11 protein-coding genes are annotated in these 14,415 nt (G+C 70.4%); 2 read left to right on the top strand and 9 right to left on the bottom strand.

The features are described 5' to 3' along the window. Positions 1-41: 41 nt before the first annotated feature. The 9 genes from DL990_RS21215 to DL990_RS21175 form a co-directional block, all read right to left on the bottom strand. Positions 42-692 carry an FHA domain-containing protein gene (locus DL990_RS21215; RefSeq protein WP_125799696.1) on the bottom strand — a complete coding sequence of 217 codons (651 nt, stop codon included), beginning with the start codon at positions 690-692 and terminating at the stop codon, positions 42-44. Between the two features lie 3 nt (positions 693-695). Next, on the bottom strand, positions 696-1,973 hold the full coding sequence (locus DL990_RS21210; protein ID WP_125799695.1) for a VWA domain-containing protein: 1,278 nt from the start codon (positions 1,971-1,973) through the stop codon (positions 696-698). After that, complete coding sequence (locus DL990_RS21205; RefSeq protein ID WP_199746523.1) at positions 1,970-2,956, bottom strand: PP2C family serine/threonine-protein phosphatase; 987 nt, start codon at positions 2,954-2,956, stop codon at positions 1,970-1,972. Before DL990_RS21205 ends, DL990_RS21210 begins: the two co-directional genes overlap by 4 nt. Next, positions 2,953-5,193, bottom strand: a complete 2,241-nt coding sequence (locus DL990_RS21200; RefSeq protein ID WP_233620531.1) for a serine/threonine-protein kinase — start codon at positions 5,191-5,193, stop codon at positions 2,953-2,955. The genes DL990_RS21205 and DL990_RS21200 overlap by 4 nt, the downstream gene beginning before the upstream one ends. A gap of 89 nt (positions 5,194-5,282) precedes the next feature. Next, the gene (locus DL990_RS21195; protein ID WP_125799692.1) at positions 5,283-6,482 is read right to left on the bottom strand and encodes a hypothetical protein; all 1,200 of its coding nucleotides are present in this window, start codon (positions 6,480-6,482) and stop codon (positions 5,283-5,285) included. 770 nt (positions 6,483-7,252) lie between these two features. Further along, positions 7,253-8,005 carry a 16S rRNA (uracil(1498)-N(3))-methyltransferase gene (locus tag DL990_RS21190; RefSeq protein ID WP_125799691.1) on the bottom strand — a complete coding sequence of 251 codons (753 nt, stop codon included), beginning with the start codon at positions 8,003-8,005 and terminating at the stop codon, positions 7,253-7,255. Between the two features lie 3 nt (positions 8,006-8,008). Further along, complete coding sequence (gene dnaJ / locus DL990_RS21185; protein WP_125786040.1) at positions 8,009-9,172, bottom strand: molecular chaperone DnaJ; 1,164 nt, start codon at positions 9,170-9,172, stop codon at positions 8,009-8,011. A 41-nt stretch (positions 9,173-9,213) separates the two neighbouring features. After that, on the bottom strand, positions 9,214-10,239 hold the full coding sequence (hrcA, locus tag DL990_RS21180; RefSeq protein ID WP_125785867.1) for a heat-inducible transcriptional repressor HrcA: 1,026 nt from the start codon (positions 10,237-10,239) through the stop codon (positions 9,214-9,216). A gap of 437 nt (positions 10,240-10,676) precedes the next feature. Further along, positions 10,677-12,173: a CoA-acylating methylmalonate-semialdehyde dehydrogenase gene (locus DL990_RS21175; protein ID WP_125785868.1), complete on the bottom strand. Its 1,497-nt coding sequence runs from the start codon at positions 12,171-12,173 to the stop codon at positions 10,677-10,679. 142 nt (positions 12,174-12,315) lie between these two features. Between DL990_RS21175 and DL990_RS21170 the strand changes: the two genes are divergently transcribed. Further along, positions 12,316-13,938, top strand: a complete 1,623-nt coding sequence (locus tag DL990_RS21170) for a PucR family transcriptional regulator ligand-binding domain-containing protein (protein WP_125799690.1) — start codon at positions 12,316-12,318, stop codon at positions 13,936-13,938. A gap of 59 nt (positions 13,939-13,997) precedes the next feature. Further along, positions 13,998-14,363, top strand: a complete 366-nt coding sequence (locus tag DL990_RS21165) for an SSI family serine proteinase inhibitor (RefSeq protein WP_125785870.1) — start codon at positions 13,998-14,000, stop codon at positions 14,361-14,363. Positions 14,364-14,415 lie beyond the last annotated feature (52 nt).

The raw sequence follows: 14,415 nt of genomic DNA, 5'->3' as shown, positions 1-14,415 counted from the left end.
AAGTCGCGTCAGAACGCGACTTACCGCTCACGACCACCTGACTAGGTTCGTTCCAAGGTGATCACGGTCCACGCACCGAGCCGGATCGGCACCCCTGCCGAAACCTCGACCGGGGTGTTGGGCTCGATCACGTCGGTCGTGTCACCGACCGACGTTCCGTTGGTCGAACCGAGGTCGACGACGTCCCAGCCGCCGTCGGACCGGGCCACCAGCACGGCGTGCTGCGCGGACACGCCCGGATCCAGCGGCGGGCCACCGAGGTCGATCTCCGGGTTGGTCCCGCGCGAACGGCTTTGCCTGCCGATCGCGACCTGATCGCGGTCCAGCTCGAACCGGCGTTCCGGGCAATAGAGCGGAAAGTCCATCTCCGCCGCTTCCGAACCCTCACGGCGGCGGACCTCGTCGAACCAGGCGCGGTCCGCCCGCACGACGGCCGTCCAGCGCGACCGCACCGCCTGGGCCGCGACGGGAGACGGCGAAGGCGCGGGCAGGTCGTTGTCGAACCCGCATTCCTCGCAGAACCTGCCCTCTCTCGGCACCTCGCAGCGGGCGCAGGTCATCCCTCCGGGCCCCGGTGCCGACGTATCCGATGCAGCCGGTTCTGCCGGTGGCGGGGCGGCCCCGAGCACGAGGCCACAGACGTCGCAGTAGTCGGTGGCCGTCGAGTCGTGCCCGGCCGCGCATACCGGCACGGGTCAGCCCTCGCCGCGGACCCGGCTGGTCCGCCGCGATCGGATGTCCAACTCCATCTCGGCCTCGTTGGAGACCTTGCCCTTCAGCCGCACGGTGCCGGTCGCCGCGTCGTCCACGTCGACCACCTTCTCCAGCATGTCGAGCTTGTCCCGGTCGCCCGCCGCGGTGGCCAGCGCGACCGCGCGACCGAGGCGCGCGGTGGCCGTGCGCTCGTCGCCGTCGCGGCGGGCGGCCAGCGCCGGCTCGACGGCGTCCGCGTACTCGGACTGTCCGGTGTAGTGCGCGACCTTCCTGCTGACCTTGGCCGACAACGCGTCGTCGTCGGTCCACACGGCCCGGATCAGGCCCTGTGCAAGGGTTTCCGTGGAGCCGCCGCGGACGACCATCGCCCGTCCGGCGAGCATCTCCGCCCCGACGGCCTGTGTGAGGACCTCGACGCACACGTGGTACTCGCGGCTCTCCGCGCCCCACGCGCCGAGCGGGTAGTCGCCGTGCAACGGCCCGGTCTGCACTCGTTTCGCGGTCAGGTCCTCGACCTCCGGCGCGACCTGCTTGACGAACTTGATCTGCGCGCCCTTCGGTGTCCACAGCCGCAACGACACGTCCGCGACCCGTTTACCCATGGCCGAGTTCATGATCGCGTGGAAGTCCGCGGCCAGGTTCTCCGGCTTCGCCACGATGTCCACCGTGCCCAGCAACGCGGACGCGATCTTGCGTACCTCCGCGACCTTCCAGTCGGTACCGACGCCGCGGCAGTCACAGCTGAACACGCCGGTGCACTCTTCGATGGCCTGCTCCAGCACACCGGGGCCGTCGCCGTTCTGGCCGTCGGTGAGCAGCAGCGCGTGCCGGATCGCCCCCGGATGCTGCTCGGCGATCTGCCGTGCGAGGCGCAACCAGTTGGAGAACGCGGTGCCCCCGCTCGCGGAGAGCTTGCGCACCGCCGTCGTGGCTTCGGCCCTGGTCTGGGGATCGGCCCGCGCCGCGCCCCGTTTCGGGTAGATCTGCCGCGCGCTGGTCGCGCCCGAGATCACGGCGAACAGCACACCGTCGAGGAGCTGCTCGATCGCGACCGCGGTGGCCGCGCGCGCCGAGGCGATCCGGTCGCCCTGCATCGACCCGGAGGTGTCGATGATCAGCATCTCCAGTGCCTCGGTGACCACCGAGGGAGCGGCGTCCCCGGTGGCGGTCACCGACACGACCGCGTCCACCCGGGTCGCCCCCGCCGAAAGATAGGCGTTCTGGTCGACGGCGACGACGAACTCTGCTTCTGCACTCATACCTGTTCCCCCTCCAAAGGGATGACTACGACGCTGATGTTGTCCCGGCCGCCGGCGGCCAGTGCGAACTCGGTGAGCCGCTCGGCGACCGCCAACGGTGTCGCCCCTTCCCCCGCACCCGCCACGAACTCGCCGATTCGCTCGGCCTCGGGCACCTCGTTCCACAGGCCGTCCGAGCAGACGAGCAGGGTTCCGGCGCCGTCCTGGTCCACGGAGACGACGTCGGGATCGGGCAGCATGTCCGGGCCCAGCCAGCGGGTGATCGTATGCGCGCGGCGGTCGGCGAACGCGGACGTCTCATCCATGAGCCCCTCCGCGACGACCTCGGCCGCCCACGAGTGATCGCGGGTGAGCAAGCGGCTGTCCGGACCGGCGAGCCAGTACGCCCGAGTGTCGCCGACCCAGCCGACGGTCACCCTGCCGTCGGCGACGTAGGCGGCCACAAGCGTGCAGGATGGTCCGTCCGGCGAGGGATTCGGACCGTCCAAAGTGGCCACGGCGGTGCTCGCGGCCGCCACCGCCGCGCGGACGCGGGCGACCGGTTCCACCGGCGCGTCCCCGCTGAGCAGTACCGCCAAAGCCACCTCGGACGCCGTTCGCGCCGCGCGTTCGGGTCGCCTCGTGGTGGACACACCGTCACACACCACGGCGGCGGTGCTCCCATCGAGCAGGCGGCCGAGCGCGATCGCGTCCTCGTTGCGGCGATGAACCAGACCCCGGTCGCTGACCCCGGCCAAGGAGCCGAGGTCGATGCTCGTCCGATCGGCAGGGTCCGGCAGGCGCAACCCGCACTCGTCGCAGTACTCGGTCGTGGTCCCACTCACCGTGCCGCACGCCGGACACTTCCGCGCGGTCTCCTTCGTGACGGTCTCGACGGAGGTGCTTCCCTGGCGCAGCAACGAACCACCGCACGCCTCGCAGAACCGATCGCCGTGCCCGACCGGTTCGGCGCACGCCGGGCACTGGCTGGTCCGTACGGTCACACCCATGACACCGGCCGGATGGCGTTGGCCAGATCGACCAGGTCGACCCGGATGTCTTCGTCGGTGGTCAACCGGGCGCCCGCCCTCAGCTCGGTCTCCAACGCGGCCCGCACGCCATGCTCGGTCCAGGGGCAGCCGAGCAGCGGCGGGCGAGCCTCGCCGGTCTTCGTGACCAGCGGCAACGCGGCCTTGAACACCGATGCGCGGACCTCGTGCCCGGTGGCCTGGTCCAGGGTGAGCCTGCCGACCCGGTCGGCGGCGGCACGCAGCGTGCCCTCGTCGATCTGGCCGCCGATCATCACCCGCACGGCGACGGTCTGCGCGGTCATGTATTGGCTCGAGGTCGGCGCGACCGTGTCCAGCGCGGCGAGCGCCGCCGCGGGCTGACCGGCACGCAACGCCACCCGCGCCTGGCCGAACGCCGCGTCGGCGATATCCGGGTTCGCCCGGTTGACCTGCAGGTAGTAGCGGCCCGCCACGGCGTCGTCGGCGGCGTATTCCGCTGCCGCGGCCAGCGCCAGTTTCGGCGCGGACTCGCCGGGCAGCGTCGCGAGCACGGTGTCGAACGCCGTGGTCGCGGCCCGCGCGTCACCCCCGGTCAAGGCCGCCACCCCGGTGAGCCAATCGCCGCGCCAGTCACCGGGTAGGTCGGTTCGCAAACGCTGCAACGCTTCATGGGCCGAACCGACGTCGCCGAGTTCCAGGTGCGCGCGAATCACCCGCAACCGCAGCTCGACGCTGGGTGTCGGGGTACCGGCCGCGAGGCGCAGGATCTCCTCGGGCGCCGCCGACGACACCGTGGCGAGCAGCCCGGCCGCCGAGTCGGTCGTGTCCACGAGCGGAACCGGCAGCGCTTGGGCGACCGCCACCGAGCCGGGGCGGCCGGGTGCGCCCACGTCGCCCAGCAGGCCGATGCCGAACACCGATCGCGACGGACCGAACAACGTGGACACGCCAGGGCGTGCTTTGCCGTCTTGGACGGCAAGCACCTCCCGCAGCACGCCGTTCAGCTGATCGGCCATCTCCTCGGCGGACGCGAAGCGCCGCATCGGATCAGGATCGGTGGCGCGTAGCATCACCCGGTAGAACGACTCGTGCTCGGCGAGCAGCCTGCTGGTCGCCGGGTCGGGCAACGGCACCGGCTTGCCGGCACGCAACGGCGAGATACCCAGCGCCATCACCATGAGCGTGCGCCCGACGGTATGGATGTCGGCGGCAGGCGACGGTCCCTCTGACTCGAAGTCCGGTGCTTGATAGCCGGGCGTGCCGTACCAGTCGAAACCGTCGGCGTTCTCGAACGGCACGACCGCGCCCATGTCGATCAGCTTGAGCCGGCGTTCGTACTGGATCACGTTGTCCGGTTTGAGGTCGCAGTAGGCGAGGCCCTGGCTGTGCAGGTAGCCGAGCGCGGGCAGGATCTCCAGGCCGTAGGAGATGACCTGCGGCAGCGGCAGGGGCGCGAGGCGCTGGCCGACGGTCTTGCCGCTGTCCTCGACGAGCTTGCGCAGCGACGAACCGCCGACGTACTCCATCACGATGTAGCCGATGGGTTTGCCGTCGTCGTCAGGATGCTCCACGAAGTTGTGGATCATGACGATGTTCGGGTGGTTCACCTCGGCGAGAAACCGCCGCTCGGCCTCGGCGGCCGCGCGGGCGGCCGGGTCGTCGATGTCGAGCAGTCCCTTGAGCACGACCCACCGGTCGTTGACGTTGCGGTCGGTGGCGAGGTAGATCCAGCCGAGCCCACCGTGCGCGAGGCAGCCCTGAACGAGGTACTGGCCGCCGACGAGCGTTCCCTCGGTGAGCGACGGCACGAAGTTGAACGGTGTGCCGTCCCTGGGGCAGAACCCGCGCAGCCGTCCGGGTTGCCCGTCTTTGCCGCGGCCGACGGGCTGGTCGCATTTGCTGCAGTACCGCTTGCTCTCGGTGACCTGCGGGTCTTTGAGGATGGCCGCGATGGGGTCGACCTTGGGCACCGCGGGGACGTCGACGAGCCCGGCGCCGAGACCGCCGCCACGCCGGGACGAGGACTGGGCGGCCGAGGCTGCGGAGGTCCGGCGCGACGCGCGGCCGCTGAGCCTGCTGGCCGAGGACGAGGCGGCGGTCTCCGACCTGGCGGAGGTCGCGCCGGCCATCCCACACGTGTCGCAGTAGCCGCCATCGATCGCGCCGCCACAACCCGGCTGCGAACACGCCCCACCCGACACCGGCTGCGACACCGGCGCGGTCACACTCACCGGCACCGCACCAGCCATCCCACACGTGTCGCAGTAGCCGCCATCAATCGCGCCGCCACAACCCGGCTGCGCGCAACGATCCCCCTGGCTCATGCCGAACTGCCTCCGCTATCCGTGCCGGGCTCGACGAGCAACCGGCGGAAGTTCCCCAAATCCCTGGTGGCAGCGGCCAGATCGGACGGCCGCCGCCATAACGTCGCCTTGATCCGCTCGGCGACGATCATCACCGCATCCTCCTCGGCCAATCCCAGCCGAACAGCTCGGGCCTGGTAGGCACCGAACCGCCCGCGCAGTTCCTCGCGCCGGTCCAACAACCCCGTGGCCAGCTGCCGCGCCGCACGCAGTTCCGCGTCGGCGCTCGCGAGCTCACGCCGTACCCCGACGGCCCCCGCGTCGCGCATGGCCCAGCTCAGGTCGTCCAGCCGCGCTAACGCGGCCCGCAGTTCCGGCGCCCTGTCCACTGGCAAGGCAGGCAATTCGCCGACCACTCGCTCGGCAGCCGCCGCGTAGTCGTCCGTGGTGGCCGCCCGCAAATCGTCGAGCGCTTGCGTGGAACCGACGAGTTCGGCCCGCGTCTGCTCCCAGCCGTCCCGCAGCGCGAGTAGCCGGTCGACCCGCGCGCGTTCCTCGGCGAGCTCGGCGGTGAGCCGGGCCAAGGTGTCGTCGAGCGACCGGTCGGCCAACGCGAGTGGGTCGTTGCCCGCGAGCTGCTCGATCTCGCGGATCCGCTGCACCACCGAGGCGGGCCCCTGTGCCAGCGCGGCGTCGTCGTCGGCAAGCCGTCGTGCCTGTTCCAGCAGCGGCGCGAAAGCCTTGAGGGTGGCGGAATTCAGCTCGTCACACCGAAGGGCCAGCTCACTGACCTGCCGGTACGCGTCGTTCATCCGAGTCGTCAACGCCGCGAGGGTGATCGACTCGACCTGCTCGGCTGCCCCGGTCAACCCGCGCTCGGGTAGTGGCACCGCCCGCCGGGATACCTCGACGGACGGTTCGACGAGCAGTCGTCGCAGCTCGACGACCTCGGGCGGCCCCAGTTTGGAACGCCGTCCCCGAATCTGTTCGGCGTCGGCGAGCACCGCACGGTAGGTGTCGAAGTCCCGCCATAAGCCCGCGAGCACGACCTCGGCCGCGTCCCACCGCTCGGCGGTGATCCCGGAGGACAGTTTGGCGGTGAAGAGCTGGTGCCCCGGGTGCCGGTCGAGCTCGACGAGCGCGTTGGCCATGGCGGTCGCGTCGACCTGGTGCCGGTCAAGGGCACTGGCCAGCGTGGCAGCATCGTTGTCTGTCAACGCACTCCCATTCGAACGCCCCTGTCCAACCATTCGCGTCGACGACTCCGTGAGCGTCATCGCAGCCGGCTCCGCTGCCTAAAGCCCCAGCAGACGCATGCCGACCCCAACACACATCAGGAGAGATCCACATCGTCAAAACGACCCACATCACTCACCAGGCGAGGCCGCCGGAAACAAACACACCTCGTGACCACTGCAAGTCGTTGGAACGCCCCGTTTGGCCGAAGGTCAAAGGTGTCGCCCTGCCCGCAGGGTACAGCTGGTCATGGGTGGAAATTCGCGCTTTCGAGGGATAAGGCAAACGTGGCGTGGCCGGTCCCGCAGCCCGCCTCGCGCAGCATTGGGGCCTTCACCTTCACTCGCCACCCACCAGGCAAGGGCCGCCAGGCCCAACGCCGATACCGAAGACCACCCGCCGCCCTTCGCTGCGCTTCGGGGCCGCCAACCGCCGCCGGACGCACCGTGGGGGGTCCGGGGGGCTCGGCCCCCCGGGCAGACACGCGGAACCGCTCCGTGGCGCGAAATTTGGGGCGTAGCTTGCGAAGCCCCCAAATGAAGACGCCGCGGCGCGGTGGAGCCTGGGGGTCGCTCCACCGCGCCGCGGCTCCGCCGGACCGAGGGGGGAGGTGCCCGGCGGGGATTCACGCGCGCGACTGGGCTTCATCCCCAGTGGCGCGCCGAAACCGTGTGTTGCGCGTCAGTTAACGAGAGTAACGGCTGTTTGTGTGATCGCGCCATAACTCGCCGCAAATTAGGGGGGTGTTTTTTCAGTTCCAGCGGTCGGTGAGTACGCCGAGTGCGCCGAGTGCGACGGCGGCGGCGGTGGAGGTGCGTAAAACGGTGGGGCCCAACCGGATGGCGGTCGCGCCGGCGTCGGTGAGGGTGGTGAGTTCTTCGTCGGTGATGCCGCCTTCGGGGCCGACGATGAGGAGGATGTCGCCTTGTGCCGGGAGTTCGATCTCGGTGAGGCGGGTGGTGATGCCGGATTCGAGGACGAGTGCGCGGGAAACGGTCTGGGTGAGTTCGGCGAGTTCGCGGGTGGTGGCGGGTTCGGCGACTTCGGGGACGTGGGCGCGCCGGGCTTGTTTGGCGGCGGCGCGGGCGGTGGTGCGCCAGCGGCCGAGGGCTTTGTCGCCGCGGGTTCCTTCTTCCCAGCGGGCGACGCTGCGGGCGGCGCGCCAGGGGACGATGGCGTCGGCGCCTGCTTCGGTGGCGAGTTCGACGGCGAGTTCGCCGCGGTCGCCTTTGGCGAGTGCTTGGGCGACGATGACGCGCAGTGCGGGTGGTTCCTCGGTCCAGTGTTCTTCGATGGCGAGGGTGAGTGCCGCGTCTCTGCCGGCTTGGACGGCTTCGACGACGCAGCGCGCCATGCCGCCTTCGCCGTCGGACAGCACGAGATGTTCGCCGACGCGCAGTCGCCGGACGGTGGCGGCGTGCCGGGCTTCCTCACCGTCGAGGGTGGTGCGCCCGGAGCCGGGCAGTGCGGCGGTGAGGAAGACCGGCAGTGTCGTCTCTGGCACGGGTTACCGGTGGTTCTTGGTGCGCAGCTTGGAGAACAGCCCACCGGGCTTGGAGCCGTTCGAGGAGAGCGAAGGGACGTCTTCGCCGCGCTGCTGGGCGAGTTCGACGAGGAGGTCGCGCTGGGCGTCGTCGAGTTTGGTCGGCACGACGACGTCGATGTGGACGTGCAGGTCGCCGCGGCCGTCGACGCGGCCGGAGGACCGCAGCCGCGGCATGCCCTTGCCGGTCAGCACGAGTTCGGTGGCGGGCTGGGTGCCTGGCTCGATGTCGAGTTCGTAGTCGCCGTCGATGAGGGTCTCGATGGGCACCGTGGCGCCGAGGGCGGCGGTGGTCATCGGGATGCGGAAGTTGCAGTGCAGGTCGTTGCCCTGCCGGACGAAGACCTCGTGCGGTGCCTCGTCGATCTCGACGTACAGGTCGCCGGCGGGGCCGCCGCCGGGGCCGACCTCGCCCTGTCCGGAGAGCCGGATGCGCATGCCGTCGCCGACGCCCGGCGGGATCTTCGCGGTGACGTTGCGGCGCGAACGGACGCGGCCGTCGCCGCCGCACTGGCGGCAGGGGTCGGGGATGACCTCGCCGTAGCCGCGGCAGACCGGGCAAGGGCGGGCGGTGACGACCTGGCCGAGGAACGACCGCTGCACGGACTGGACCTCGCCGGCGCCGCCGCAGGTGTCGCAGGTCTTGGTGCCGGTGCCGTCGGCCGCGCCGGCACCGCGGCACAGGTCGCAGAGGATGGCGGTGTCGACGGTGATCTCGCGGTCGACGCCGGTGGCGCAGTCCTCGAGGGTCAGGCCGAGGCGGATGAGCGCGTCGGAACCGGGCTGCACACGGCTGCGCGGGCCACGGCCGCGGCCGCCGCCACCTCCGGCGGCGCCGAAGAAGGCGTCCATGATGTCGCCGAGGCCGCCGAAGCCGGAGAACGGGTCTCCGCCGCCACCGCGCGCCCCGCCGTCCATCGGGTCGCCGCCGAGGTCGACGATCTTGCGCTTCTGCGGATCCGACAGCACCTCGTACGCGGTGGTCACCTCGCCGAAGCGATGCTGGGCGTCCTCCGACGGGTTGACGTCGGGGTGCAGTTCACGGGCCAGTTTGCGGTACGCGCGCTTGATCTCCTGATCCGTCGCGTTCTTCGCAACCCCGAGAATGCCGTAATAGTCCCTCGCCACCGTCTCCGCCTTCTCCTTCTGCTTTGCCCTCACCGCCGCGTTCAGCGGCCGGCGAGGATCTGCCCCACGTAGTTCGCCACCGCACGCACCGCGGCGATGGTGTTCGGGTAGTCCATCCTGGTGGGCCCGACGACGCCCATCCCGCCGAGCAGCAGGTCGTCCATGCCGTAGCCGATGGACACCACCGAGGTGCTGCGCATCTGCTCGTCCTCATTTTCCTCACCGATGCGCACGCTGATCGCACCGGGGTTGCGGGCGGCCGCGAGCAGCTTGAGCACGATGACCTGCTCCTCGAGCGCCTCCAGCACCTGCCGCAGTGATCCGGGGAAGTCCGAGACGTTGCGGGTGAGGTTCGCCGTGCCGCCGAGGACCAGCCGTTCTTCGGGGTGCTCGACCAGCGATTCCACCAGTACGGTGCAGACGCGGGTGAGGTTGTCGCGCAGCTCGCCCGGTGCTTTTTCGGGCAGTTCGGCGACCGCGGCGGCGGCCTCGGAAAGGCGGCGGCCCGCCAGCGCCCCGTTCAGCACCGTGCGCAGCCTGCCGACGTTCTCCTCGGTGATGACGTCCCCGAGGTCGACCGTGCGCTGGTCGACGCGGCCGGAGTCGGTGATCAGCACCAGCATCAGCCGGGCCGGGGTGAGCGGCACCACTTCCAGGTGGCGGACGGCGGAATTGGTCATCATCGGGTACTGGATGACCGCGACCTGCCTGGTCAGCTGCGCGAGCAGCCGGACGGACCGGCGCAGGACGTCGTCGACGTCGGTGCCGCTGTCGAGGAAGGCCGTGATGGCCCGGCGCTCGGCCGCGCTCAGCGGTTTGACCTCGGCGATCCGGTCGACGAACAGCCGGTAGCCCTTGTCGGTGGGGATCCGGCCCGCGCTGGTATGGGGCTGGGTGATGTAGCCCTCTTCTTCCAGTGCCGCCATGTCGTTGCGGACAGTGGCGCTGGACACACCGAGGTTGTGCCGGTCGACGATCGCCTTGGATCCGACGGGCTCCTGGTTGGAAACGTAATCGGCGACGATCGCGCGAAGCACCTCGAAACGTCGCTCTTCCGCGTTGGCCACCTGCACCTCCCTCGGCTCGTCCTCACAACGAGTTTACGGAAGGCATAGTGCCCGAGGAGCCGCCGGACTTCTTTGGGGCGTCGTGAGTGGCTAAGACGGTTCTTGAGAAGAAGGTCGACCGTGTCGTGCTCGCGGGTGAGGCTGGTGTTGGGTGAAGGCTCCCTTCGCCGCGTCTGATGCGACGAAGGACGCCTTCGGCCCTGGTCAGGCGCGAGGGGGTCGTGAGTGGCGTTTCGGGTTAGAACCCGAATCGCCACTCACGACCCCCGGCACCGACCACGCCACCTTTGCCTTACCCCTCAATGGAACCGCGGGTCCCATAGGTACCTCGTGGATTCCGGCTGGGGTTGATGCAGGCTCGGTCCGTCACGATCAACACCGCGGGCGGCAGGGCATCGAGCGGGCGGGCAGGACATCGGTACCGAGCCGGCCGAGCGTCAGCTGTTGCGCGGGAACCCGAGGTTCACCCCGCCCTGCGAGGGGTCCGGCCAGCGTGAGGTGACGACCTTCGTCCGCGTGAAGAAGTGGAACCCTTCCGGCCCGTACGCGTGGCTGTCGCCGAACAGCGAGTCCTTCCAGCCGCCGAACGAGTAGTAGCCGACCGGCACCGGGATGGGCACGTTCACGCCGACCATCCCGACCTCGACCTCGTTCTGGAACCGCCGCGCGGCCCGCCCGTCGTTGGTGAAGATCGCGGTGCCGTTGCCGTAGGGGTTGCCGTTGATCAGCTCCAGCGCCGCGTCGTAGCCCTCGGCCCGCGCGACCGCCAGCACCGGCCCGAAGATCTCGTCGGTGTAGATCGACATGTCCGGGGTGACCTGGTCGAACAGGGTCGGGCCGAGCCAGAAGCCGCCGTCCTCGCCGTCGACCTCGATGCCGCGGCCGTCGACGACGAGCCGGGCACCCGCTTCCACGCCCGCCTCCACATAGGACTCGACGCGTTCGTGGTGGGCGGCGGTGACGAGCGGCCCCATCTCCGAGGTGGGCCGCATGCCGTCGCCGACGCGGAGCCGCTGGATCCGCTCGGCGATCTTGGCCACCAGTTCGTCGCCGACCGGGTCGACCGCGACCACGACCGACACCGCCATGCACCGCTCTCCCGCCGAGCCGAAGCCCGCCGAGACGGCCGCGTCGGCGGCGAGGTCGAGGTCGGCGTCCGGGAGGACGACCATGTGGTTCTTCGCGCCGCCGAGCGCTTGGACGCGCTTCCCGTGCCTGGTCCCGGTTTCGTAGACGTACTTCGCGATCGGCGTCGACCCGACGAACGAGATCGCCTTGACGTCGTGGTGTTCCAGCAGCCCGTCGACGGCCACCTTGTCGCCGTGCAGGACGTTGAGGACGCCGTCGGGCAGGCCAGCCTCGGCGAACAGTTCCGCGATGAACACGGCCGCGGACGGGTCCTTCTCGCTCGGCTTGAGCACGACGGTGTTGCCGCAGGCGAGCGCGTTCGGCACGAACCACAGCGGGACCATCGCCGGGAAGTTGAACGGCGAGATCACCCCGACCACGCCCAGCGGTTGCGAGATCGAGTAGACGTCGACGCCGGTGGAGGCGTTTTCGCTGAATCCGCCCTTGAGCATTTGCGCCGCGCCGCAAGCGAACTCGACGTTCTCGATGGCGCGTGCGACTTCGCCCGCCGCGTCGGATTCGACCTTGCCGTGCTCGCTGGTGACGATCTTCGCCAGCTCGTGACGCCGCGCCGAAAGCAGCTCACGGAAGGCGAACAGCACCCGTGTCCGCCCGGCCAGCGACGTCCCGCGCCAGCCCGGCAGCGCCCGGGAGGCGGCCGCGACGGCGGCGTCGACGTCTTCTTGCGCGGCGAAGGCGACCTTCGCGCGCACCTGGCCGGTGGCCGGATCGAACACGTCACCGGACCGTTCGCTCACGCCTTCGCACGGTTTGCCGTCTATCCAGTGGGTGATGCGGTCGGTCACGGATTCCGCCTTCCTGTTCGCCGGATGCCTGCTCCCGGTCGAGTCTGAGCGCGCGCGCCACACCGACGCCATCGGCAACGTGTACGGACTCCCGGTCCCGGCCGTACAGTCTGTCTCTGCGTTCCGACCAGGTGGGAGGCCGATGTACCCGACCGTCGCCGAGGTGCTCGCGCTGCCGGTGCTGCGTCAGGGCAGGCCCCACGTGGTGGCGGGGGCGGCGGGGCTGGACGCGCCGGTCCGCTGGGCGCACGTCGCCGAGGTCGCGGACATCGCCCCGCTGCTGCGCGGCGGGGAACTCGTGCTCACCACCGGGGTCGCGCTGCCCGACGACGGCGCCGCGCTCGCCAGGTACGTCGCCGATCTGGCCGGTGTCGGAGTGGCCGGGATCGTCATCGAGCTGGTCCGGCATTGGAGCGAGAAGCTGCCGTCCGCACTGGTCGACGCCGCCGACCGCCACGGTGTCCCGCTGATCACCCTTTCTCGCGAGACGCGCTTCGTGTCGGTCACCGAGGCGGTGAACGGGCTGATCGTCGATGCCCAGGTCGACGAACTCCGCGCGGCGGAGCGGGTCCACGAGACGTTCACCGCGCTGACGGTCGCCGGCGCCGAACCGGGCGACATCCTGCGCGAGGTCGCGAGGCTCACCGAACATCCCGTCGTGCTGGAGACGCTGTCGCACGAAGTCCTCGCCTACGACACGGCCGGGACCGATCCCGGTGAACTGCTGCCCGGCTGGCCTTCCCGGTCGCGGCCGGTGCAGGTCGGCGAGCGGACCGGCTATCACCCGGGTGCGGGCTGGCTGATCACCGTGGTCGGCGCGCGCGGGCACGACTGGGGACGGCTGGTCGTCGTCTGCGGGGATCCGCCGCCGCGCCGGCACGTCGTGGTCGCCGAACGCGCCGCGTCCGCGCTCGCGGTCCACCGGCTGGTCGCCAAGGACACCGACAGCCTCGAACGGCAGGCGCATCGCGCGATCCTGACCGAACTGCTGGCGAATCCGGTGCCACCCGCCGAGCTGACCGCGCGGGCGTCCGCGCTGGGTGTCCCGCTGACGGGACGGCTACTGGTCGGGGTCGCCGTGCGGCCAAGGATCACCGCGACCGCCAAGACCACGCAGTCGACCCCGGTGCTGCTGCGGGAACTCGCCGAGGCGACCGCGCTCGCCGCCCGGCGCGCCAAGGTGTCCGCGCTGGTGGCCACCGACGACACGCTGGTGCGCGCGCTGATCGCGCTCTCGCCGGAGGCGGGGGTGGACGCGGTCCTGCGGCGGCTGGCCACCGACGTCCACGAGGCCCGCGCCGGGGCGCCCGCCGTGGTCGCGGTCGGCACCACCGGCAGCGGGCCCGCCGAGGCACGCCGGACACTCGTCGAAGCCGCGCAGGTCGCCGCCGCGGCGCTCACCGAGAACGTCGAACGGGTCGTCCACCGGCTCGACGACGTCCGGTTGCGCGGGCTGCTGCATCTGCTGGCAGGCGACGAACGGATCACCGCGTTCGCCGCGCGGGAGCTCGGCCCGCTGCTGAACCGGGACGCCGCACAGGGCAGCAGACTCGTTCAGGCGTTGAGACATTACTGCGAACACGGCGGCAACAAATCGGCGGCCGCGGCGGCCGCGCACACCTCCCGCACCGCCTACTACCAGCAGCTGGCCAGGATCGAGCAGGTACTCGGGGTGCGGCTCGAAGAACCGGAATCGATGCTCTCCCTTTATGTCGCTTTGCTCGCCCACGACATCCGGGAAGCGGACGACCACACGTCCGAGTGAGCAAATCTCACCCAAGCGTGGAACACAGTCACCGGGTCACGTCAGCCGATAGGGTTGATATGGCTTTCTTCGAACCGATCGGCGCCTGCGTACTCGCGTTGGCCTGCATGGCCCCGGCGCAACCCGCCGAATCCACGTTTCAGCTGACCAGCCACGACACCAGGGGCCGGATCGGCACCGTCTCACTCACCTGCGAACCCACCGGGGGGTCTCACCCGGGACGCGGCGGCGCCTGCGCCAAACTGTCCGAAGTGGACGGAGAGTTCGACAGGCTACGGCCCGAACCGCGGGCCTGCACCTTGGAATACTCCCCGGTGGACGTCTCCGCCGTCGGCAAGTGGCGCGGCGAACCGGTCACCTACCGCACCTCGTACGCCAACCGCTGTGTCGCCGACGCCGAATCGGCGGGCGTCTTCACCTTCTGACCGCTCCTGCGACACCGTCACTCAGCTGCCACAAATCTTTGTCACGAAAGAC

Origin of the sequence: Amycolatopsis sp. WAC 01416, from assembly GCF_003947485.1 — a bacterium.
In the GTDB taxonomy this organism is placed as follows: Bacteria; Actinomycetota; Actinomycetes; order Mycobacteriales; family Pseudonocardiaceae; genus Amycolatopsis.
Note: the sequence above shows the minus strand (reverse complement) of the source record. Positions and strands in the feature narration are given on the sequence as shown.

Coding starts and splice junctions, on each gene's coding strand:
- DL990_RS21210 (WP_125799695.1), bottom strand. CDS start 1,973: ATGAGTGCAGAAGCAGAGTTCGTCGTCGCCGTCGACCAGAACGCCTAT.
- DL990_RS21170 (WP_125799690.1), top strand. CDS start 12,316: ATGTACCCGACCGTCGCCGAGGTGCTCGCGCTGCCGGTGCTGCGTCAG.
- DL990_RS21165 (WP_125785870.1), top strand. CDS start 13,998: ATGGCTTTCTTCGAACCGATCGGCGCCTGCGTACTCGCGTTGGCCTGC.